Origin of the sequence: Georgenia yuyongxinii (genome assembly GCF_006352065.1) — a bacterium.
GTDB lineage: Bacteria > Actinomycetota > Actinomycetes > Actinomycetales > Actinomycetaceae > Georgenia > Georgenia yuyongxinii.
This window is the reverse complement of the sequence record NZ_CP040915.1, coordinates 3,284,205-3,304,640: the sequence shown is the minus strand read 5'-3', so window position 1 is coordinate 3,304,640 and position 20,436 is coordinate 3,284,205. Positions and strand designations below refer to the sequence as shown.

At 72.1% G+C, this 20,436-nt stretch carries 22 protein-coding genes; 12 read left to right on the top strand and 10 right to left on the bottom strand.

Going from position 1 to position 20,436, the window contains the following annotated elements:
* Positions 1-8 precede the first annotated feature (8 nt).
* Both FE374_RS14965 and FE374_RS14960 read left to right on the top strand, forming a co-directional pair.
* A complete protein-coding gene (locus FE374_RS14965) occupies positions 9-263 on the top strand; it encodes a type II toxin-antitoxin system Phd/YefM family antitoxin (RefSeq protein WP_139929987.1) in 255 nt (84 codons plus the stop codon).
* A complete protein-coding gene (locus tag FE374_RS14960) occupies positions 226-660 on the top strand; it encodes a type II toxin-antitoxin system VapC family toxin (RefSeq protein ID WP_139929986.1) in 435 nt (144 codons plus the stop codon). Before FE374_RS14965 ends, FE374_RS14960 begins: the two co-directional genes overlap by 38 nt.
* A gap of 85 nt (positions 661-745) precedes the next feature.
* Here FE374_RS14960 and FE374_RS14955 read toward each other — a convergent pair whose 3' ends face one another.
* A complete protein-coding gene (locus FE374_RS14955; RefSeq protein WP_139929985.1) occupies positions 746-1,177 on the bottom strand; it encodes a CoA-binding protein in 432 nt (143 codons plus the stop codon).
* Between the two features lie 191 nt (positions 1,178-1,368).
* Between FE374_RS14955 and FE374_RS14950 the strand changes: the two genes are divergently transcribed.
* The 5 genes from FE374_RS14950 to FE374_RS14930 all read left to right on the top strand — a co-directional run bounded on the left by FE374_RS14950 (position 1,369) and on the right by FE374_RS14930 (position 6,821).
* Complete coding sequence (locus FE374_RS14950) at positions 1,369-2,235, top strand: CAP domain-containing protein (RefSeq protein WP_139929984.1); 867 nt, start codon at positions 1,369-1,371, stop codon at positions 2,233-2,235.
* Between the two features lie 519 nt (positions 2,236-2,754).
* Positions 2,755-3,954, top strand: a complete 1,200-nt coding sequence (locus FE374_RS14945) for a glycosyltransferase family 4 protein (protein WP_230978331.1) — start codon at positions 2,755-2,757, stop codon at positions 3,952-3,954.
* Positions 3,955-4,092: 138 nt separating this feature from the next.
* Entirely contained in the window at positions 4,093-5,103 is a 1,011-nt protein-coding gene (locus FE374_RS14940; protein ID WP_139929982.1) for an ABC transporter substrate-binding protein, read from the top strand.
* 9 nt (positions 5,104-5,112) lie between these two features.
* Entirely contained in the window at positions 5,113-6,030 is a 918-nt protein-coding gene (locus FE374_RS14935) for an ABC transporter permease (RefSeq protein WP_139929981.1), read from the top strand.
* Positions 6,030-6,821: an ABC transporter ATP-binding protein gene (locus FE374_RS14930; RefSeq protein WP_139929980.1), complete on the top strand. Its 792-nt coding sequence runs from the start codon at positions 6,030-6,032 to the stop codon at positions 6,819-6,821. Before FE374_RS14935 ends, FE374_RS14930 begins: the two co-directional genes overlap by 1 nt.
* Before the next feature lie 369 nt (positions 6,822-7,190).
* On the opposite strand, the gene FE374_RS14920 is transcribed toward FE374_RS14930, so the two are convergent.
* From FE374_RS14920 to FE374_RS19280, 9 genes are all read right to left on the bottom strand, one after another.
* Positions 7,191-8,582 (bottom strand): polysaccharide deacetylase family protein, encoded by a 1,392-nt coding sequence (locus FE374_RS14920; protein WP_139929978.1) that lies wholly within the window; start codon positions 8,580-8,582, stop codon positions 7,191-7,193.
* Positions 8,583-8,707: 125 nt separating this feature from the next.
* Positions 8,708-10,150 (bottom strand): cell wall-binding repeat-containing protein, encoded by a 1,443-nt coding sequence (locus FE374_RS14915; RefSeq protein WP_168205716.1) that lies wholly within the window; start codon positions 10,148-10,150, stop codon positions 8,708-8,710.
* A 361-nt stretch (positions 10,151-10,511) separates the two neighbouring features.
* On the bottom strand, positions 10,512-11,837 hold the full coding sequence (locus FE374_RS14910; RefSeq protein ID WP_139929976.1) for an LCP family protein: 1,326 nt from the start codon (positions 11,835-11,837) through the stop codon (positions 10,512-10,514).
* 174 nt (positions 11,838-12,011) lie between these two features.
* Complete coding sequence (locus tag FE374_RS14905) at positions 12,012-12,314, bottom strand: HepT-like ribonuclease domain-containing protein (protein ID WP_139929975.1); 303 nt, start codon at positions 12,312-12,314, stop codon at positions 12,012-12,014.
* 38 nt (positions 12,315-12,352) lie between these two features.
* Entirely contained in the window at positions 12,353-12,808 is a 456-nt protein-coding gene (locus FE374_RS14900) for an XRE family transcriptional regulator (RefSeq protein ID WP_139929974.1), read from the bottom strand.
* Positions 12,809-12,854: 46 nt separating this feature from the next.
* Positions 12,855-14,231 carry an LCP family protein gene (locus tag FE374_RS14895; protein ID WP_139929973.1) on the bottom strand — a complete coding sequence of 459 codons (1,377 nt, stop codon included), beginning with the start codon at positions 14,229-14,231 and terminating at the stop codon, positions 12,855-12,857.
* 59 nt (positions 14,232-14,290) lie between these two features.
* Positions 14,291-14,770: a DUF2304 domain-containing protein gene (locus FE374_RS14890; protein WP_139929972.1), complete on the bottom strand. Its 480-nt coding sequence runs from the start codon at positions 14,768-14,770 to the stop codon at positions 14,291-14,293.
* Between the two features lie 11 nt (positions 14,771-14,781).
* Entirely contained in the window at positions 14,782-15,465 is a 684-nt protein-coding gene (locus tag FE374_RS14885) for a glycosyltransferase family 2 protein (protein ID WP_223173558.1), read from the bottom strand.
* Positions 15,466-15,550: 85 nt separating this feature from the next.
* Positions 15,551-16,120, bottom strand: a complete 570-nt coding sequence (locus tag FE374_RS19280) for a TetR/AcrR family transcriptional regulator (protein ID WP_168205715.1) — start codon at positions 16,118-16,120, stop codon at positions 15,551-15,553.
* A 156-nt stretch (positions 16,121-16,276) separates the two neighbouring features.
* Here FE374_RS19280 and FE374_RS19275 point away from each other — a divergent pair, with 156 nt between their 5' ends.
* The 5 genes from FE374_RS19275 to FE374_RS14855 all read left to right on the top strand — a co-directional run bounded on the left by FE374_RS19275 (position 16,277) and on the right by FE374_RS14855 (position 20,421).
* Complete coding sequence (locus FE374_RS19275; RefSeq protein ID WP_168205714.1) at positions 16,277-16,972, top strand: PIG-L deacetylase family protein; 696 nt, start codon at positions 16,277-16,279, stop codon at positions 16,970-16,972.
* 44 nt (positions 16,973-17,016) lie between these two features.
* Positions 17,017-17,427: a DUF4190 domain-containing protein gene (locus FE374_RS14870; protein WP_139929968.1), complete on the top strand. Its 411-nt coding sequence runs from the start codon at positions 17,017-17,019 to the stop codon at positions 17,425-17,427.
* Positions 17,428-17,609: 182 nt separating this feature from the next.
* A complete protein-coding gene (locus FE374_RS14865; RefSeq protein WP_139929967.1) occupies positions 17,610-18,302 on the top strand; it encodes an acyltransferase in 693 nt (230 codons plus the stop codon).
* 8 nt (positions 18,303-18,310) lie between these two features.
* Positions 18,311-19,411, top strand: coding sequence for a DegT/DnrJ/EryC1/StrS family aminotransferase (locus tag FE374_RS14860; RefSeq protein WP_223173745.1), 1,101 nt, complete (start codon positions 18,311-18,313; stop codon positions 19,409-19,411).
* Positions 19,411-20,421: a Gfo/Idh/MocA family protein gene (locus tag FE374_RS14855; protein ID WP_139929965.1), complete on the top strand. Its 1,011-nt coding sequence runs from the start codon at positions 19,411-19,413 to the stop codon at positions 20,419-20,421. Before FE374_RS14860 ends, FE374_RS14855 begins: the two co-directional genes overlap by 1 nt.
* Positions 20,422-20,436: the final 15 nt, after the last annotated feature.

Here is a 20,436-nt window from a genome sequence, read left to right as displayed (position 1 = left end):
TTCCAGCCGTGAGTGAGCAGATCAGCCAGCGCGAGCTGCGCAACGACAGCGGTCGGATCATGCGCGCCCTCGAGGAAGGGCGGACGTTCACTGTGGCCCGCCACGGCCATCCGGTCGGAGAGCTGCGCCCGCTGCGCCGCCAGCGGTTCATCGATTCCCGCGCGGCGATCGACATCTTCCGTCACGCTCCGGGTGTCGACTGGGAGCGGATGAAGCAGGACCTCGATGAGGTCGTCGAGCAGGACATCGATCCCAGTGCCTGAGCGGCTCGCACGGGGTCTGCTCGACACCTCCGTGGTAATCGGCCTCGAATCATTGGATCCGGAGCGGCTGCCCGAGCAGGTCGCCATCTCGGCGGTCACCATGGCCGAGCTCGCAGCGGGACCGTCGGCCGCGACCGATGCAGCCGAGCGCGCCCGGCGGCAGGACCGGCTTCAGCGAGCGGAGGCTGCCTTCGACCCGCTGCCCTTTGGCATCGAAGCGGCTCGTGCATATGGCCGGGTGTACGCCGCGGTATTCGCGCGCGGGCGGCGGCCACCGCGACGCTTCGCCGACCTTCTCATCGCGTCGGTCGCCGTCGCCGAGGACCTTCCGCTGGTCACGCGGAACGCGCATGACTTCGACGGGTTAGCCGAGCTCCTGCTGGTCCTCGAGGTGTGACCTCGCGGGTGCGGCGCCGGCACCATCGCTCTCGATCTTCGAGAGCGATGCGGAGAGAGCTCGGCGGGACGAACGCCCTGGCTGATCAGGCGATCCCGAGCCGCGGCGCCTCGATGGCGGGGCAGGTGTTCATGACGACGTCGAGGCCCGCCTCCGTGGCCCGCGCGGCGGCGGCCTCGTCGATCACGCCCAGCTGCAGCCAGACCGCCTTCGCGCCGACGGCGATCGCCTGGTCCACCACGGCCCCGGCGAGCGCGGACCGCACGAAGACGTCCACGACGTCGATGGCGCCGGGCACGTCGGCGAGAGTCGGGTAGCCCGGCTCCCCGTGCACCGTGTCGGCCTTGGGGTGAACCGGGACGATCTTCATGCCCAGGTCCCGCTGCAGGTATTCGGCGATCTCGTACGCCGTGCGGGCCGGGTTCTCGGAGAGGCCCACGACGGCCCACCGGCCCGGCGTGCTGAGCAGCCGGCGGACGACCTCGGTGTCGTTGACATGGCTCGTGGTCGGGTCCATGGTCGAAGCCAACCACGTTCCGGGCGGCCGCGTCCGGTGGGGCCGAGCACCGCCAATCGGACGTTGGCGACCACACCGACGTTACGAAACTGTGATCTTTTCCTCGTGAGCCGCCTCCAGGTTTATCGGACGGCTGTTCGCCACCTAACCTTTCGGGTGGCCCAACGGACGACACAAGGAGCAAACACGGCATGCGTGTGAAGAAGCGCGGTGTTGCCATCAGGAAGCGCGCCGTCGTGGCCGTCGGCCTGACGGTGGGCATCGGTCTGGCCGCCACCATCTCCGCCGGTGCCATCGAGCTGCCGCTCAGCGGGCCCGGGAAGGCCGAGCTTCCGGCGGTGTCCGCACCGGCGGAAAAGCCCGCGGCCGTCACCGACCTCCTAAAGCCGGGTCGCTACGGCGCCTCGTCCGAGGCGACGGACGCACCGACCGCGAAGTCGCCCGCCGAGCCGACCGAGCAGCCCACGAAGGCGCCCCTCGAGATCGCCGAGCCGGCGCCGACGACGGCTCCCGCTCCAGAGCCCACGGCCGAGAACACCGCCGAGCCGGAGACGACGGCGCGGCCGGAACCGACGACAGCGGCCCCAGCCCCCGAGCCTCAACGTGCGGCGCCCACCGCCCCGGCGAAGCCCGCGCCCGCGCCGACCGTGGCTGCTGCCGGCGGCGTCCAGGACTCCTTTGACCAGCGGATGGCCGCGATCATCAACGCCGAGCGGGCCGCGGCGGGCGTCGCCCCGCTGAAGTACTGGGGCGGGCTGCGCGCGGGCGCGCTGGCCCACTCGGGCTGGATGAACAGCACCGGCGCCTTCCAGCACGCCAGCGACGGCACGATGGACGCCGACACCGCGGCCGGCGGCTGCAGTGGCGGCTGGGCCGAGAACATCTACTGGGCCTCGGACACGGCCGCCTCGCCGGAGTCCGCCATGGCCGCCTACATGGACTCGCCGGGGCACCGCGCCAACATCCTGCACCCCGACCTGCGCTTCGTGGCCACCGGCACCATCGCCACCGACAACGGGCTGTACAACACCCAGCGGTTCAGCTTCAGCTGCGACTGACCGACACACCGCACCGACGCCCCACCACCGCCACGGCGGAGGTGGGGCGTTCGTGCGTCAGCGGGGGAGACCGACGCGAGGGGCGTGCTCGACGTGAGGTCGTGCTCGACGTGAGGCGATCCACACGCCATTCGGGCCGTTCAGGACAATTTCTACGCCCGTAGATGTTGCATCCACCTGGCCCGCCAAGGCAGGCTGGTGTCACGTCACGAGCGACGCAAAGGCGCACCTTGCTGGGGAGTCATTTCTGACCTCCTACCCCCAGCAGGGTGCGCCTTACTCATTCTCATCATGCACCCCTCGTCCGTAACGGGAACCCCTTTCGGGGCAATCTCGTCCGATCGTGACCTGACCGAGACATCTCGACCCGGTCGTCGGGCGCCGGTCACGAACGGGCGCGGGTCACCAGCGGGCGCCCGTCACCAACAGGCGCCGGTCACCAGCGGGCGGATGGGCCCCCGGCACCCGCCGGTGGGTAACGTGCCCCTGTCACCTGCCCCCACCGAAGGATCACCGACCGTGCGCGTCGTCCTGGCGACCAGGATCTTCACCCCCGAGCCCGCCGCGGCGTCCTTCCGGCTGCAGTCGCTGGCGGAAGCCCTCGCCCGCGCGGGTCACCACGTCCGGGTGCTCACCACGCGCGTCCCCGAGGGCCGTGCCAGCACCGGCGGGGACCGCGCCAGCGCCGGCGGGGTCCGCGCCAGCGCCCGCTCGGAATCGGCACGCGGCGTCGCCGTCTCCCGCTGGCCTGTCGTGCGCGACAAGCAGGGCTACGTGCGCGGCTACCTGCAGTACCTGAGCTTCGACGTGCCGCTCGCCGTGCGCCTGGCCGTGACTCGCGCAGACGTCGTCGTCGTCGAGCCACCCCCGACGACCGGCGCCGTGGTCCGCGTCATGAGCACGCTGCGCCGCACGCCGTACGTGTACTACGCGGCCGACGTCTGGTCGGACGCCGCCGCCCAGACCGGTGCACCGAAGATCGTCGTCGCCCTGCTGCGACGGCTCGAGGCCTGGGTGCTGCGCGGCGCCGCCCGGGTGATCGCGGTCTCCGACGGCGTCGCCGACCGCGTGCGCCAGCTCGGCGCCACCCACGTCGAGGTCGTGCCGAACGGCGTCGACACTGCGATCTTCCGTCCCGACGGCGACGCCGCGGCTCCCGGCCCCTACCTGCTCTACGCCGGCACCGCCTCCGAGTGGCAGGGCGCGGACATCTTCGCCCGCGCCATGCCGAAGGTCCTCGCCCGTGTGCCCGACGCTCGGCTCGTCTACATCGGCCAAGGCAGCGCATGGGAGCACATCGGCGAGCTCGCCCGACATCTACCCTCCGGCGCCGTCGAGCTCCGCGACGCCGTTCCGCCGGTCGAGGCGGCCCGCTGGCAGCGTGGCGCCGTCGCCGCGGTGGTCAGCATCGTGCCGGGACAGGGCTACGACTTCGCCTACCCGACGAAGATCCTCGCCGCCCTGGCCAGCGGCACCCCGGTGATCTACGCCGGCGTCGGCCCCGCCGCCGCAGACGTGCGGGACCACCGGCTCGGCTGGGTCACCGACTACGATGTCGATGCGGTCGTTGAGGCGATGACGGAGGCCCTCGAGCGAGCGGACGACGGCGCCACGAGCGCGCGGCTGACAGCCTGGGTGGAGCAACACCGTTCTCAGCGCAGCAGCGGCGAGCGGGCCGCCGCCGTAGTCGCGGCCGCGCGAGGTCAAACCACAACCTGAGACGCTGGTACCAACACGTGGACGCGTGCACTAGATTCTGCGGTCACAGCGGGCCGGACGGCCCCGGCGCCACCCTCCAGCCGGCGCCCCGACCCCAAGGGCCCAGCCGGCCCGTCAGCTCGTCCCGGAAGGAACCCCATGAAGCGCTCGAAGTCGAGCATCCTTGGCGCGGCGCTCGCGGCCACCGCCCTCACCCTGGCCGCCTGCAGCAGCGACTCCGAGGCCAACGGCACCGACGCCGCCGGTGGCGAGCAGGAGACCGTCGAGATCGGCATCACCCAGATCGTCTCGCACACCTCCCTCGACGCCGCCCGTGAGGGCTTCAAGAACGCGCTGGCGGACAACGGCTACGTCGAGGGTGAGAACGTCACCTACGACGAGCAGAACGCCCAGGGCGACCAGGCCACCGCCACCTCCATCGCGAACAAGTTCGCCTCGGACGGCAAGGACCTCGTCCTGGCCATCGCCACCCCGACGGCGCAGGCCGCCGCGCAGGCGATCACCGACATCCCGATCCTCATCACCGCCGTCACCGAGCCCGCCGAGGCCGGCCTGGTGGACAGCTGGGAGGCCCCGGGCGGCAACATCACCGGCACCTCCGACCTGAACGCCGTCGAGGAGCAGCTCGGCCTCATTAAGGAGCTCGCGCCGGACGCCAAGACCGTCGGCGTCGTCTACTCCTCCGGCGAGATCAACTCCCAGGTGCAGGTGGACCTGGCCAAGGAGGCCGCCGAGAAGCTCGGCCTGACCCTCGAGGAAGCCACCATCACCACCTCCGGCGAGGTGCAGCAGGCCGCGAACTCCCTCGACGTCGACGCGTTCTACGTCCCCACCGACAACAACGTCGTCTCCGCGCTCGACGCCCTGGTCCAGGTGGCCGAGGAGAAGCAGGTGCCGGTCGTCGTCGGCGAGGGTGACTCCGTCACCAACGGCGGCGTCGCCACCTACGGCTTCGACTACGAGCAGCTCGGCTACCAGACCGGCCTCATGGCGGTGAAGATCCTCGACGAGGGCGCCGACCCGGCCGAGATGCCGATCGAGAAGCCGACCGACCTGAAGCTGTACGTCAACCCGACGGCGGCCGAGCGCATGGGCGTGACGATCCCGCAGGAGCTGCTCGACAGCGCCGACGTCGTCGTGCAGGAGTAAGGACCGCGGATGATCGCCGCCCTCGAGCTGGGACTGATCTACGGGCTGATGGCCCTGGGGGTCTACCTGACCTTCCGGATCCTCGACTTCCCGGACCTGACGGTCGACGGCAGCTTCACCACCGGAGGCGCCGTCGCCGCCATCCTCATCGTGGGCGGCACCAACCCCCTGCTCGCCACGCTCGCGGCCATCGCCGCGGGCCTGGCGGCAGGGGCGGTCACCGGGCTGCTGCACACCAAGGGCAAGATCAATCCGCTGCTCGCCGGCATCATCACCCAGATCGCGCTGTACTCGATCAACCTGCGCATCATGGGCATGAAGGCGAACCTCTCGCTCCTGCGTGAGGACACCTTGATCACGCCGTTGCGCGACGGCGGCCTCATGGGCAGCGCCGTGTCGGTGGCGCTCTTCGCCGTCGTCGCGCTGGTGTTTAAGCTCCTCCTGGACTGGTTCCTGCACACCGACCTCGGGCTGGCGATGCAGGCCACCGGTGACAACGAGGAGATGATCCGCAGCTTCGGCGTGAGCACCGACCGGATGAAGGTCCTCGGGCTGGCGCTGTCCAACGGCCTGGTCGCCCTGTGCGGCGCGCTCATCGCCCAGTACCAGGGCTTCGCCGACATCGGCATGGGCATCGGTCTCATCGTCGCCGGCCTGGCCTCGGTGATTATTGGCCAGGCCGTCTTCGGGGCCCGGACCATCTTCATCTCCACACTGGCCGTGGTGCTCGGCTCGGTGCTCTACCGGGAGGTCATCCAGGTGGCGCTCATGGTCGGGCTCGAACCCACCGACATGAAGCTGGTCTCCGCCGTGCTCGTGGTGGCCGCGCTGATCCTGCCCCAGTGGAGCGGGTTCCGGTGGCTCAACAGCCGGCTCGGCCTGCGCCGCACCCACACCGCCGGCACGAAGGTGAAGGTGGACGCCTGATGCTGCGCCTCGACGACGTCACCAAGATCTTCTTCGCCGGCACCGCCAACGAGCGCGCCGCACTGCAGGGCGTCACCCTCACCCTCGAACCCGGCGACTTCGTCACCGTCATCGGCTCCAACGGCGCCGGCAAGTCCACGCTGCTCAACATCGCCGCCGGCAAGCTGCGCCCGGAGACGGGCGCGGTGACCATCGACGGCAAGGACGTCACCGCCCTGGCCGACCACCAGCGCGCCCGCGACGTCGCCCGGGTCTTCCAGGACCCGATGGCCGGCACCGCGCCGCACATGACCATCGAGGAGAACCTCGCGATGGCCTACGAGCGCGGCAAGGGCCGGGGGCTGCGCCGCGGCGTCACCGCCGCCAAACGGCAGCTGTTCGCCCGCGAGCTCGCCACGCTCGAGCTCGGGCTGGAGTCGCGGCTGAAGGCCAAGGTCGGGATGCTCTCCGGCGGGCAGCGCCAGGCGCTCTCCCTGCTCATGGCCACCTTCAGCGAACCGAAGATCCTGCTCCTCGACGAGCACACCGCTGCCCTGGACCCCCAGCGCGCCGAGCTCGTGGCCCGGCTGACGGCGGAGGCCGTCGAGCGCCATCACCTCACCACGCTGATGGTCACCCACAACATGGAGCAGGCGCTGCGCCTGGGCACCCGGCTGGTCATGATGCACGCCGGCCGGATCATCCTCGACCTCGACGCCGAGGCGAAGTCCCGCGCGACCGTGCCGGACCTGCTGCACGAGTTCGAGAAGATCAAGGGCGCCGGTCTCGACGACCGCACGATGCTGCAGTAGGTCGTCGCCGCCGGCCGCCGTGACACCTAGGTGACTGAGGCCCTGTGCGTTGCTGTACCGGTCGAGTCGCCCGACGGGGACCTGCCAGGAATTCCGATCTGGCGCCGGCGCTGCTGAACCTCTGTCAGCTTTGCGTAAGTTCGGCACCTCTGACCTAGGTTCGGGTTTCCGGGCGCAGTGTCAGCGGTCCCGACACTCCCGCGTGTGCGAACCTCCGCCGGGTGCCGGGTGCCGGGTGCCGGGTGCCGGGTGCCGGGTGCCGGGTGCCGGGTGCCGGGTGCCGGGTGCCGGGTGCCGGGTGCCGGGTGCCGGGTGCCGGGTGCCGGGTGCCGGGTGCCGGGTGCCGGGTGCCGGGTGCCCGCGGCCGCCCTACTCCAGCCGGCGCACCCCGAGCGTGTCGCCGCGGTCGCCGTCCCAGTCCCCAACCAGCGCCTGGTCCGTCGACCTCCCGTAGGTGGCGACCACCTCGGCATCCCCGGGCGTCAGCGAGTTGCGCAGGTAGTAGGTGCTGGCGCGGCGCACGGCGAGGGTGTCGCGGCCGTCGCCGTTCCAGTCCCCGACGAGCACCGTGTCCGTCGACCGGCCGTAGGTGACGACGACGTCGGCCGGCCCGTCGGACAGGGAGTTCCGCACGTAGACGGTGCTGCCGCGGCGCACGGCGAGGGTGTCTCGGCCGTCGCCGTCCCAGTCGCCCACCAGCACCGTGTCGGCCGTCCGGCCGTAGGTGACGACGGCGTCCGCCGGGCCCGGCGTGAGGGAGTTGCGCAGGTGGTAGGTGCTGCCCCGGCGCACGGCGAGGGTGTCTCGGCCGTCGCCGTCCCAGTCGCCGACGACCACGGCGTCGTCGAACCGTCCGTAGGTGACGGCGACGTCGGCCGCCCCGGCTCCGAGCGCATTCTTGGCGTAGAGCGTCGCGTCACGACGCACGGCGAGCGAGTCCCGGCCGTCGCCGTCCCAGTCGCCCGTATAGGCCGCATCGGTGGGGCGGCCGTAGGCGAAGGTGTACTTCGTGCCGGGACCCCACGTGTCGGTGAGATAGAACGTCACCTTCGTCGGGGTGGGGGTGGCCGGTGGGACCACCGCGCCGGAGTCGGTGAGCACCCCGAAGCAGAAGCCGCGCGCCCGGGCGCCGTCGATGATGCCCGGCAGCGCGCCGACGGTGGCGGGGGAGTTGACCACGCCGTCGTGCAGGAGGACGACGGCGCCGGCGGCCAGGCCGCCGAGGACTCGGTCGCGGATCTGCGCCGAGGTGGTGCCGGTGGCGTAGTCGGTCGGGTCCACGCTCCACAGCACCTGACGCAGCCCGAGGTCGGCGGCGACACTGCGCACGGTCGCGTTCGTGAGGCCGTAGGGCGGCCGGAACAGGCGGGTGCCGCGCACTCCAGCATTGCGCACCGCCTGGTCGGCCCGGCTCAGGGAGGTCCGCACCCCGGCGGCGCTGAGGTCGGTGAGCCGCTCGTGCGCCCAGCTGTGGTTCTCCACCCGGTGTCCCTCGGCCACCGCGCGTCGCACGAGCGCGGGGAGCCGTTCCACGTTCTGACCGACCACGAAGAAGGTGGCGCGCACCGAGCGGCCCTTGAGTGCGTCGAGCACCTGGCCGGTGGTGACCGCCCGGGGGCCGTCGTCGAACGTCAGCGCCACGTAGCCGCTGCTGCACGTGGCCGCTGCGGCGGGTGCCGCCGCCGGTCCCGTGAGGAGCCCGAGGGCCCCGGCGACGCTGAGTGCGGTGGCGGCCGCGAGCGGTCGGATGCGTCGAGACATGAGCTCCTCCGGAACGCGAAGCTGCGACCTGGAGGTGGGAACTTACCGCCGTGCGTGGCAGCCCCGGCGGGGATTGCGGTTCGGGGAGGGTCTCAGTTCGGCAACACCTGTCGCGCGGGTGCGGGTCACCCGATCCGTCCCCCGAAGGGCAGCAGGTTCGCCTCGAGCATCGGCACCAGCTCGACGAACTTGCCCGGCGACGGTGCCTGCAGGCGCATGCTCTTGCCCGTCACCGGGTCCTTCCCGGCGTAGAGGGCGTTGTGGTAGATCCCGGACGGTTGCCCGTTGCTCGACCAGAACACGATGTCGCCAGGCTGAAGGTCCTCGAGCGCCACCCGGGTGGTGGAGGCCCACTGTTGCCGGGTGGTCCGGGTCAGGGTGACGCCCGCCGCCTCGTACGCCTTCATGACGAGCCCGGAGCAGTCGTACCCGCCCGTGTCCGGGCCGGTGCCCGCCCACTTGTACGGCACGCCCAGCTGGGTGTGTGCCCAGGCCAGCGACTTGGCGCCGGCACCCTTGCTTAGTGGCGGCGCGGTGTAGGCGGCGGCGATCCGGCCGATCTCGTCGTGCCCGACGGCCTGCTGGACGACGGCGGTGCTCACGGCGCCCGGCCCGCCGAGCACCACGACCTTGCCGGGGGAGAGCCGGGTGAGCTCGGTGCGCACGGCAGCGGGGATGCTGGCGGGGACCAGCAGCACCGGCCCGCCGACGAGCCCGGCCACCGGGGCGCCGGCGAGCGCGTCGGGGAAGTCGAGGCCGCTGGCCAGGTACGCGGCCGGAACGCCGGCGGGGAAGCTGTCCGCCGAGACGGCTGCGGAGGTGGCGTACCGGTCGGCGCCGCCCAGGCGGTCCACTGCGGGCGCGAACGCCGCCAGCTCGGCCTCGACGCCCGCGGACACGGCGCCCGTGCTGCCCAGCACGACGATCCGGTCCGGGCTGAGCCGCGCAAGCTCGGTGCGGACCTCCGCGGTGACCGACGAGCCCGGCACCAGCAGCAGGGGTGCGTCCTTCGCGCCCGCAGCGGCCGCGCCGGAGAGGGCGTCGGCGAATCCGCGGCCGGTGGCCACGTAGGTCACCGCCACGTCCCGCGGGAAGGTCGCCGCGGAGACGGCCGCCGAGGTGGCGTACCGGTCGGTGCCGGCGAGCCTGGCGACCACGCCCGTGGTGAGCGCCTGCAGCCCCTCGCGCACCACCTCGCTCACCGCGCCCTCGCCGCCGAGCACGACGATCGACTTCGGCCTGAGCCGCGCCAGCTCGGCGCGCACGGCCTCCGGGAGGGCGGTCGGTGTGGTCAGGAGCACCGGTGCGCCCTGCGTGCCCGCGGCTGCGGCACCTGAGAGCGCATCGGGGAAGTCGCGTCCGCTGGCCACGTAGGCCACGGCAGCGCCCGGCTTGAAGTTTGCCGCCGAGATGGCGGCCGAGGTGGCATATCGGTCGTCCCCGGCCAGCCGCGTTGAGGCGATGGTCGTCGGTGCGGCTTGCGCGTTCGGGGCCACTGCTAGAGAAGCGGGTGTGGCGCCGAGCGCGAGCGCCGCGGCGACAGCGAGGGCTCGCAGGCGCCCGTTCACGGGCGCGCCGAAAGCGAGACGGACGGGTAAACACTCATACCCGTCATTCTCATCTGTCACACCAGCAACATGGAACCGATACGGACGGCACAATTGTGATGTGCGTCACATATGAGTGTCGGGATGCACCCGCGTCTCACCGAGGCCGCTGTGCGTTCGGGCAGAGGACTTATAACGGGGTACTTCCGTCAGGCTATGCACGACGGAGTTGCCCCGATGACGCGCGACCGCCGCCGGCGCTGCCCCGATGACGCGCGACCGCCGCCGGCGCTGCCCCGATGACGCGCGACCGCCGCCGGCGCTGCCCCGATGACGCGCGACCGCCGCCGGCGCTGCCCCGATGACGTACCGCCGACCCACCTCACGGCGTCTCGACGTCAGCCGCGGTCAGTTCCCCGTCCCGCAGCTTCTGGAAGAACGCCGGCGCCTTCTCCTGGTCCAGCAGCACGGTCGAGCCGAGCCCGCCGCCCGGCCGGTAATCCATGCTCGCGATGGGCGGGGCCCCGACGATCCCGTCCGGCCCGGTGGCGCCCCGGAACGCCAGCGCCATCCGGCCCAGGTCGATGATCCCCGTGTCCGTGTCGACCACGAGCGCGTTCGTCCCCGCGTCGATCAGCTGCACCTGGTCCACCGGGTTGACCAGCGTGGCGGGCTTGGCCACCTCCTTGACGACCGCACCGATCACCTGCCGCTGCCGCTCGCCGCGACCGATGTCGCCCTGGGGGTCGGAGTAGCGCATCCGCGCGAACGCCAGCGCCGTGGTGCCGTCCGCCTGGTGGCAGCCGGCGACCCACTCGAGCCCGCTAAACTCGTCGTGGACGACGTCGTAGTCCAGGCACAGGTTGACCCCGCCGACGGCGTCGACGACGTCGCGCACCCCGCCCATGCCGATCTCGACGTAGTGGTCCATGGTCAGCCCGGTCAGGCCCTCGACCGTCTCCACCAGCAGCGGCGCCCCGCCCTGGGAGTACGCCGCGTTGAGCTTGTTCAGCCCCCCGCCCGGGATCTCCACCAGGGTGTCGCGAGGCAGGGAGATGAGCGCGGCCGGCCCGGAGGCGGGCACATGCATCACCATGATCGTGTCCGAGCGCTGCCCCTCGGTGGGGTCGGCCACGGCGCCGTCGGCGCGGGAGTCGGACCCGGCGAGCAGGTAGGTGGTGCCCGGGGTGTTCGGCGCGCCGGAGAGCGCCTCGGTGTGCTGGATCTTCCCGTTCGCCCACACCAGCAGTCCCACGGGCCAGGCGATGAGCAGCACGAGCAGCACCACGAGGACGGTACGCAGCGGCCGACGCCGACGCCTCCCGGGCGCGTGCGGCGCGGTGGCGGGGGCAGCAGTGCGTGGTGTTCCGCTCCGTGCCGTTCGGCCGGGGTCCACGCGGGTCGCCGTGGGGTCGTGCTCGGCGGCGTCGCGAGCGCCGGCCCTGCGAGCGTGCCCGCCGTTCGCCGGGGCATACGACGGCGGCGGCTGGCCGTCGTAGCCCGCGCCGGCCCGCGCGGACTGCTCGCGCACCGACCGGCGCCGCACCGGGGCATCGGGACGGGGCTGGCTCGCCCCGGCTTGCCGGCGGGGGCGCGGCACGGCCGGTCCCTGATCGGGCCCGACGGGCCGGGCGCCGCGCGCGGCGGGCCGGCGGCCCGACGAACCGGGGGAGTAGCTGGGCGGAACGTCGCGCTCATCACGTCCCATCGTCGCTCCCTCATGCGCCGCCGAGCCGCAGCGAGCAGGACGCTCGTGCGGGACCGCCGTGATCCTAGTCGCGATCCGCGATCGGCTTCATCCAGTGTCGTTCCTGGGCCGCGTCGTGTCGTCGACGGGCCCTGCGGGGTCGTCGCTCGTGCCGGCCTCGAGGCTGTCCGTCCGCTACTTGATCGCTTCCCCAAGGGCATCGCGTACCAAGGGCAGGTTCCCAATCAGGGTGTCCCAGACGATCGGGCGTTGGATGTTGTCGTAATGGTGCGCCAGGAGGCTGCGCATGCGGTGGATCGCCGACCAGGGGACCTCCGGGTGATCCTCCTTGAACTCGTCGGAGACCCGGTCCGCGGCTGACGACAGATCGATGATGATCGACTTCGCCGCGCGGAACAGCAGAGCCGACCGCTCGTCGAGGAACTCCGATTCACCGCGCCGGACGATCTCGTCGGCGTCACTGATGTGGGCGAGCATGTCTCGCACATGCTTGTGGTCGCGCTCGGTGGACCGACTCACAGCGGAACTGCCTCCGACCTGGCGGATGCCAGGGCGTGCTGGTTGCGCGGATCGTCGGGCAAGATGTCGACCGGCACTCTCATGACGTCGTGCGCCGCGTCGGTGATCTCTGCGAGCTCGAGCAGCCCAGCTCCCGTGGGTAGCTCGGCGAGGATGTCGATGTCGCTGCCCGGCCGGTCGGTGCCGTGCAGGACGGAGCCGAAGGTTCGTGGGTTTTTCACACCCATGCTCGTCAGCACCCGACGAAGCTCTTCACGGTGCCGGTCGAGCACGACCGACGGCGGCACGAGGGAGTACATCGCGTCGCGGATCGCGTCCAACATCCGGGGCCGCAGCTCCCGGCCGCGTTCGATGTTCGACAGGTCCGGCTGATGGATGCCGGCGGCACGTGCGACTTCCGCCTGCGTGAGTCCGAAGCTTCGGCGCAGCTCTCGCAAGGCATTCCCGTCCACGCGCGAGATTATAGTGCGGCTATACCGGCCTGTGCTGCCTGACGGCCTACTTGGTGCAGGTCGGCACGGTGGGCTCGGCCTGGGGTGTCGGCGCCGCGCTCGCGACGCCGTCGTCCGGCGCCGTGGTCACCGCGCCGGGCGTCCCGGTGCCCGTGCCGCCACCGGTCGCCTCAGCGCCGGCACCGGCCGGCGCGCTCGGCTCCGCCGTCGGCGCCTCGCCCGTCCCGGTGAGCGTCGCCTCGATGGGCAGGTCCGCGGCCAGGGTGTCCCACAGGTCCTCGGCCGCGGCGGCGGGGACCACGCGCGCGCCGGCCCAGTCGAAGGGCATGGTGGTGAAAGAGATGCCGCCCGCGTCCAGGCCGCGCAGCGAGCTCGCGAGGCCGGCCATGGTGGTCAGCCCGCCGATGTACTGGCCGGTGGTGAGCGTGGACGTGGTGGCGTCGAGGAACTTGTACAGCGCCGGCAGGTCGGTGAGCAGGTTCTTGCCCAGCGCCTCGCGGGCGATCGCGGCCACCAGCTCCTGCTGGCGGCCGATGCGGGAGATGTCCGACCCGTCACCGAGGGACTTGCGCGCACGGGCGAAGCCGAGCGCGTCCTGCCCGCCGAGCACCTGGCAGCCGGCCTGGAGGGTCAGTCCGGCGGCGGGGTCGTTCACGTCCTCGGGCACGTACATCGGCACCCCGCCCAGGGCGTCGACCACGTTGATGAACCCGGCGAAGTCGACCACCACGAAGTCGTCGATGAGGACGCCGGTGAGGTTCTCCACGGTGCGGATGGTGCACGCGGCCGCGGCGCCGACGTCGCCCGTCTGCCCGCCGATGGCGAAGGCGGAGTTGAACATCGCGTCGGAGTGCGCGGCGGTCTCGGTGCCGTTGGGCATCATGCACGCGGGGATGTCCACGAGGGTGTCGCGGGGGATGGAGACGATCTCCACCCGGGACCGGTCGGCGGAGATGTGGGCGATCATCGTGGTATCCGAGCGCATGCCCTCGACCGCGCCGGCCGCACCTGCGCCGTCGACGTCGCTGGCGCCCTCCCGGATGTCGGAGCCCATGACCAGCAGGTTGATGGGCTTGCCGGCCTTCTGGTCCAGGGGTGCGGCCTCGGCGGCCCCGCCGGGCCGGTCGCCGAGGAGGTCGGTGATGTCGTGCCGGGAGACGTTGCCCTGAATCTCGTTGTAGGCCAGCGCGCCGCCGGTGCCCAGGAACAGGGTGGCGGCCAGCGCGCCGATGCCCACCCTGTTGAGCACTCGGTGCCGGCGCAGCCCGTGGGCGGCGTGCCGGGGGTTGTGCGGGTCGGTCGGCGTCCCACGCACGTGACGCGCGGCCGCGGCCTGCGCCGCGGCGGCCGCCCTGGCCCGCGCCCCACCGACCGGCGCGGCACGGCGGCCGCGGCGGGTGATGGGGGGAGTCGCGGTGGGCACGAGGGTTGATCCTATGTAGCGGGGCTGGGAATGGGCTGGAGGACTGGCCGAGAGGGTGGTCAGCCGGTGGCGCGCCCGTCGGGTCGGACGGCGCCCTGGCGGTCGGGTCGGACAGCGCCGTGATCGGGTCGGACCACCCCGTCACCGGCAACGGCACCGTCACCGTCACCGCCCGCACCGTCACCGTCCAGGGCGTCACCACGCGCCCCGGTCCGCTCCAGCGCCGCCCGCGTCAGCGCCAGCTCGCGCGCCAGCACGGTCAGCTTCTGGTTGAGCCCGGTCAGGCGCCGGTAGCTGCTGGAGACGTAGGTGAGGAACGCGATGACGAGCATGTAGAGCAGCAGGTCGGTCCCGCGGCCCACGCCGAGGGCGTTGGCCACCGAGGTCAGCACGGACGGGAACAGCACGGCGAAGACGGCGAGGAGCACGAACCCGCCGAGCAGGAGCCGGCGGATGGCCTGGTGCCGGGCGCCCGCGGAGCGGGTGAGCGGGATCACCGTGGCGGCGATGCCGAGCAGCAGGAGCAGCTGGATCCACATGGGCGCCCCCTTCAGTTCACGAGCAGGTCGACGAGGATGTTGATGGAGTTCAGCAACGGCTGCCCCTTCGCCCGCGAGTAGTCGGTGTAGCGGATGTGCACCGGGTACTCCCGCCACGCCAGCTTCGTCCGCCCGAGCTGGGTCACGATCTCGCTCGCGTGCGCCATCCGGTCCTGGCGCAGGTGCACCTGCGCCGCGGCGTCGCGCCGGATCACCCGCAACCCATTATGCGCGTCGGTCAGCCGCAGGCCCGTGGACTGGTTCGTCACCCACACGGCCGTCTTGAGCACCATCCGCTTGGCCAGGCCGGGCTTGGTCCGCTCGTCGAGGAACCGTGAGCCGAACACGACGGCGAGGTCCTCCTGCTTCGCCAGCCCCACCATGGCCGCGGCGTCGGCGACGTCGTGCTGGCCGTCGGCGTCGAAGGTCACCACGTAGCGCCCGTCGGTCTGGGACAGCACGTACTCGATGCCGGTCTGCAGGGCGGCGCCCTGGCCCAGGTTGACCGGGTGCCGGACGACGACGGCACCGGCCCGCTCGGCCCGTTCCGCCGAGGCGTCGGTGGAGCCGTCGTCGACGCACACGATCCGCGGGAACGTCTGCCGGGCCTCGGCGATGACGTCCCCGATCACCGGGGCCTCGTTGTACAGAGGGATGACGAGCCACGCCTCGGGCAGGGAAGGTGGCACGGACATGGCCGTCATTCTCGCAGGCCGATCGCTGCCCGGACGGCCCCGGCCGCAATCCTCGCGCGTGGCCCTTGCCACTCCCGCCGGTGGCTCAGGCGGCGAGCCGGACACCCAGGGTGCCTGGCAGCAGGGCGACGAAGCCCTCGACGGTGGCCGGGATGTCGAGGTCCTCGTCCGTCAGGACGGCCTCGACGAGGCCGTAGGTGCCGAAGCCCACCGCCAGGGCGAGCGCCCGTTCATCCATGCCGACGTCCGTGCCGCTGGCGACGGCGGTCCTCACCGCGCGCTGAGCGGCCCGGTTCAGCTCGCTGCACACCAGGCGGGCGAGTGCCGGGTCCCCGCTCTCGGTGAGCAGATGGCGGTAGGTGGCCCGGTCGGCGGCGACCTGCTCGAGCACGCACGTCAGCCAGTCGCCGAAGCCCTGGTGGGACCGCGCGCTCGAGGAGCCCGCCTTGTCCAGCAGGTCGCGCAGCAAGGTGGCCGCCAGGTCCGAGACGGTGTCGAAGTGCTTGTAGAACGTCGTGCGGTGCACGCCGGCGACCCGGCACAGCGCGGAGACGTCGATGTCGGCGGGGGAGGTCGTGCGCATCACCTCGCGGAGACCGTCCTGCAGCGCACGAAGGGTGCGCTGGGTCCGGGGGTCGATGCGCGCGTTGGTCACGGGCACATCGTGGTGAATGAGCCGTCCGAAATGCAAACCGTTCATTTTTTCGTCAAACAGCCTCGGGCCGCCACGTCCGCGCGCGAAGATGCCCACCTCACACGCGTCGGCCCGCCGCGCAGGGACGTAGACGAGCCGCCCGAGCAGGGAGCGGCCATGCGCCACAACCTCAGTCGCACCATCTCCGCCGTCGTGGTCCTGTGCCTGGGACTGCTGGTCGTCACCGGCTCCGCCCCGCCGCGCGCCACCGCGGCCGGCCCCCGCACCACCGTCATCGTCAGCCCGCATCCGGACGACGAGACGCTGCGGCTGACCGGCTACATCCGTTACGCCGTCGAACGCGGGGACCGGCTCATCCTCGTCGCGGTGACCGACGGCGGCGCGAGCGCGGTCCGCGCGCAGTTCGGGTTCACGGTCGGCCAGCTGAAGGCGGTCCGGCGGGCGGAGCAGGTGGCCTCCTGGTCCTACCTCACCGACAACGGGCAGGTGATCCGGCTGGGCCTCGAGGACGGCGCCGTCGCCGGCCGCAAGGCCGCCATCACCGCCCGCGTCAAGGACCTGGCGGCGCAGTACGGCCCCACCACGGAGTTCTATGTGGCCGCCCTGCTCGACGACGACCACCCGGACCACCGCGCCACCGCCGAGGCCGTGCGCGACGGCGGCGCCCGCGTGGTCCGCTACTCCCGCGGCCCCGTGGACGACCGCCCCGGCACCGTGTACCGCCCCACCAGCGGCTACCTGTGGGGTGCCCAGCGCGCCGACGCCGCGTACGACGAGGTCGGTTACGCGTCGGCCGGCCTTGGCTTCACCGCGCTGGAGGAGAGCGGCTACGCGTCGACGGTCGTCCCGTGACCCGAGAGAAGGGACACAATGTGTCGCAACCGTGAGAGGTGAGCATGTCCGAGAACCAGCACGATCAGCCCGTGGCACCGCGCCCCGACCCCCAGCCCGGACCGGCCACCGGATACGGCCCGCAGGGACCACCCGAAGCCCAGTACGGGCCGCCGCCGTACGGCTACGGCGCCCCGCCCGCACCCCCGGCCTTCTGGTACTCCCCGCAGGCCGAGGAGGCGCGTAGCGCCGAGCAGCTCGCCCTCGTCTTCGGCATCCTCGCCATCGTCGCCTTCGGTCCCGTCTTCGGCCCGCTGGCGATCTGGCAGGCCAAGAAGGCCGAACAGGCGGGTGGTCGGGCGACCGCCGGGAAGGTGCTCGGCTGGGTCGGCCTCGGCATCTCGATCGCCGTCGTGGTCGTCTTCATCGTCTTATTCCTGATGCTGGCCGTCGGCACCCTCAGCGCCAATTTCTGACCGAACCCGCTCCGCGTGCACGACCGTTGGTCCGTGCGCTTCCTCACTCACGTCGGCCCCGGGCCCTTCGCCCCGGCAGACCCCCACGCCGCTGGGATAACGTTCTTACCGGCCCGGAAGACGCCGCCCCGGCCCAACCGGGGGGGCGACCGGGCGGCGAGACCGCACCACGAGGAGAGCGCATGGCCACCCGCGTCGTCGACACCGCAGACGTCTCACCCGACGCCACCCTCGGCGAGGGCACCTCGGTCTGGCACCTCGCGCAGGTCCGCGAAGGAGCCCGGCTCGGGAAGAACTGCATCGTCGGCCGCGGCGCCTACATCGGCCCCGGCGTGCACCTCGGCGACAACTGCAAGCTGCAGAACTACGCCCTCGTCTACGAGCCGGCCACGCTCGCCGACGGCGTGTTCATCGGCCCCGCGGCCGTCCTCACCAACGACACGTACCCGCGCGCCATCAACCCCGACGGGTCCCTGAAGTCCGCGCACGACTGGGAGCCGGTGGGCGTGACCATCGAGACCGGCGCCGCCATCGGCGCCCGCGCGGTGTGCGTGGCCCCGGTGACCATCGGCGCCTGGGCCACCGTCGCGGCCGGCGCGGTCGTCACCCGCGACGTCCCCGCCCACGCGCTCGTCGCCGGGGTCCCGGCCCGCCGCATCGGCTGGGTCGGTGAGGCCGGGGTGCGGCTGGAACCCCTCGACGACGGCGGCCCAACCGTTTCCGCGGAAGCCCCCGACGGTGCCGCGCCCGTTCCCGCGGAAGCGCCCGGCCTCGACGGCGGCCCCGCCGCCACGCCCCAGCGCTGGCGCTGCCCCCAGACCGGCAAGGTCTACGAAGACTTCGAGAACACGATCAGAGAGGTGGCAGCCGAGTGAGCCTGCCCATGATTCCCGCGGCCAAGCCGATCATCGGCGAGGACGAGCGCCGGGCGGTCGATGCCGTTCTTGCCTCCGGCATGGTCGCCCAGGGCCCCGAGGTCAAGGCGTTCGAGGAGGAGTTCGCCGCGCACTTCACCCCCGGGTACGCGTGCGTGGCCGTGAACTCCGGCACCTCGGGTCTCCACCTGGGCCTGCTCGCCGCGGGCATCGGCCGGGGCGACGAGGTGATCGTGCCGTCCTTCACCTTCGCCGCCACCGGCAACGCCGTGGCCCTCACCGGCGCCACCCCGGTGTTCGCGGACATCGAGCCGGACCACTTCTGCCTCGACCCCGAGTCGGTCCGCGCCTCGGTCACGGACAAGACCAAGGCGATCATGCCGGTGCACCTGTACGGACACCCGGCGAACATGCCCGCCCTCCAGGCCATCGCCGACGACCACGGCCTCATGGTCTTCGAGGACGCCGCCCAGGCCCACGGCGCCAGCCTGAACAAGCAGCAGGTCGGCACCTTCGGCACCTTCGGGATGTTCTCCCTCTACCCCACGAAGAACATGACCTCCGGCGAGGGCGGCATGGTCTCCTGCGTGGACGACGAGATCGCCCGCAAGGTCCGGCTGCTGCGCAACCAGGGCATGGAGCGCCAGTACGCCAACGAGCTGGTCGGCCTGAACAACCGCATGACCGACATCCACGCCGCCATCGGCCGCGTCCAGCTCACCAAGGTCGACGACTGGACCGCGGAGCGCCGCGCCAACGCCGCGTTCATGGATGCCAACCTCCAGGGTGTCACCACGCCCCCGGTCGCCGGCGGCGCCGTGCACGTCTACCACCAGTACACGATCCGCATCCCCGGCAGCACGGGCCCGGAGCGCGACCGGGTGGTCACCGCCCTGCGCGAGGAGCACCAGGTGGGCTCGGGCGTGTACTACCCGATCCCCAACCACCGCCTGGCCTCTCTCGCCCCCTACGCGCCGGGCCTGGAGCTGCCCGAGACCGAGCGGGCCGCGGCCGAGGTCATCTCCCTGCCGGTGCACCCCTCGCTCAGCCAGGAGGACCTGGACCGCATCGTCACCGCCGTGAACACCGTCGTGAAGGCAGGCGCCTGATGAGCCAGAACGTTCGTATGGGCCTGATCGGCCTGGGCTCCATGGGCCGCCACCACGCCCGCGTCATCCGGGAGACCGAAGGCCTGGAGCTCGTCGCCGTCGCCGACCCCAACGGCGACGCCTGGGGCGTGGCCAAGGACCTCGAGGTGCTCCCCGACGTCGGCGCGCTCATCGACGCGGGCATCGACGCCGCGATGGTCGCCGTGCCCACCGTCTACCACGAGGACGTCGCCCTCGCCCTGGCCGCCGCCGGCGTGCACACCATGGTGGAGAAGCCCATCGCGCACTCCGCCGACGCCGGCCGCCGGGTGGCCGCCGCCTTCGAGGGCGCCGGCCTCGTCGGCGCCGTCGGCTACGTCGAGCGGTGCAACCCCGCCCTGCTCGAGCTGCGCGGCCGCATCGCGGACGGCGAGCTCGGCGAGGTCTACCAGATTTCCACCTCCCGGCAGGGCCCCTTCCCGGGCCGGATCTCCGACGTCGGGGTGGTCAAGGACCTCGCCACTCACGACGTCGACCTCACGGCCTGGATCGCTCAGTCCCCGTACGCCACCGTCGCGGCGCACGTGGCGCACCGCTCGGGCCGCGAGCACGAGGACATGGTCTCCGTGACCGGTCGGCTGGCCAACGGCATCATCGTCAACCACCTGGTCAACTGGCTCTCCCCGCGCAAGGAGCGCCAGACGATCGTCACCGGCGAGCGAGGCGCGTTCGTGGCGGACACCGCCGCGGGGGACCTGACGTTCTACGCCAACGGCACCATCCCCACCGAGTGGGAGAGGGTGGCCGCGTTCCGGGGCGTGACGGAGGGGGACGTCACCCGCTTCGCCATCAGTAAGCGTGAGCCGCTGCGGGTGGAGCAGGAGCACTTCCGCGACGCCCTGAACGGCGACGGCGGCGGCATCGTCACCATGGCCGAGGGCGTGCACACCCTCACCGTGGTCGAGGCCGTGCTGAAGTCCGCCGCCACTGGCCAGACGGTCAACCTGGAGCACGTCGAGATCACCGGTTGAAGCATGTAGAGGTCT

Excerpts from the sequence above, each read along its gene's own strand:
- FE374_RS14960 (WP_139929986.1), top strand. The coding sequence starts at position 226 with ATGAGGTCGTCGAGCAGGACATCGATCCCAGTGCCTGAGCGGCTCGCA.
- FE374_RS14955 (WP_139929985.1), bottom strand. The coding sequence starts at position 1,177 with ATGGACCCGACCACGAGCCATGTCAACGACACCGAGGTCGTCCGCCGG.
- FE374_RS14950 (WP_139929984.1), top strand. The coding sequence starts at position 1,369 with ATGCGTGTGAAGAAGCGCGGTGTTGCCATCAGGAAGCGCGCCGTCGTG.
- FE374_RS14940 (WP_139929982.1), top strand. The coding sequence starts at position 4,093 with ATGAAGCGCTCGAAGTCGAGCATCCTTGGCGCGGCGCTCGCGGCCACC.
- FE374_RS14935 (WP_139929981.1), top strand. The coding sequence starts at position 5,113 with ATGATCGCCGCCCTCGAGCTGGGACTGATCTACGGGCTGATGGCCCTG.
- FE374_RS14930 (WP_139929980.1), top strand. The coding sequence starts at position 6,030 with ATGCTGCGCCTCGACGACGTCACCAAGATCTTCTTCGCCGGCACCGCC.
- FE374_RS14920 (WP_139929978.1), bottom strand. The coding sequence starts at position 8,582 with ATGTCTCGACGCATCCGACCGCTCGCGGCCGCCACCGCACTCAGCGTC.
- FE374_RS14910 (WP_139929976.1), bottom strand. The coding sequence starts at position 11,837 with ATGGGACGTGATGAGCGCGACGTTCCGCCCAGCTACTCCCCCGGTTCG.
- FE374_RS14905 (WP_139929975.1), bottom strand. The coding sequence starts at position 12,314 with ATGCTCGCCCACATCAGTGACGCCGACGAGATCGTCCGGCGCGGTGAA.
- FE374_RS14890 (WP_139929972.1), bottom strand. The coding sequence starts at position 14,770 with ATGTGGATCCAGCTGCTCCTGCTGCTCGGCATCGCCGCCACGGTGATC.
- FE374_RS14885 (WP_223173558.1), bottom strand. The coding sequence starts at position 15,465 with ATGTCCGTGCCACCTTCCCTGCCCGAGGCGTGGCTCGTCATCCCTCTG.
- FE374_RS19275 (WP_168205714.1), top strand. The coding sequence starts at position 16,277 with ATGCGCCACAACCTCAGTCGCACCATCTCCGCCGTCGTGGTCCTGTGC.
- FE374_RS14870 (WP_139929968.1), top strand. The coding sequence starts at position 17,017 with ATGTCCGAGAACCAGCACGATCAGCCCGTGGCACCGCGCCCCGACCCC.
- FE374_RS14865 (WP_139929967.1), top strand. The coding sequence starts at position 17,610 with ATGGCCACCCGCGTCGTCGACACCGCAGACGTCTCACCCGACGCCACC.
- FE374_RS14860 (WP_223173745.1), top strand. The coding sequence starts at position 18,311 with ATGATTCCCGCGGCCAAGCCGATCATCGGCGAGGACGAGCGCCGGGCG.
- FE374_RS14855 (WP_139929965.1), top strand. The coding sequence starts at position 19,411 with ATGAGCCAGAACGTTCGTATGGGCCTGATCGGCCTGGGCTCCATGGGC.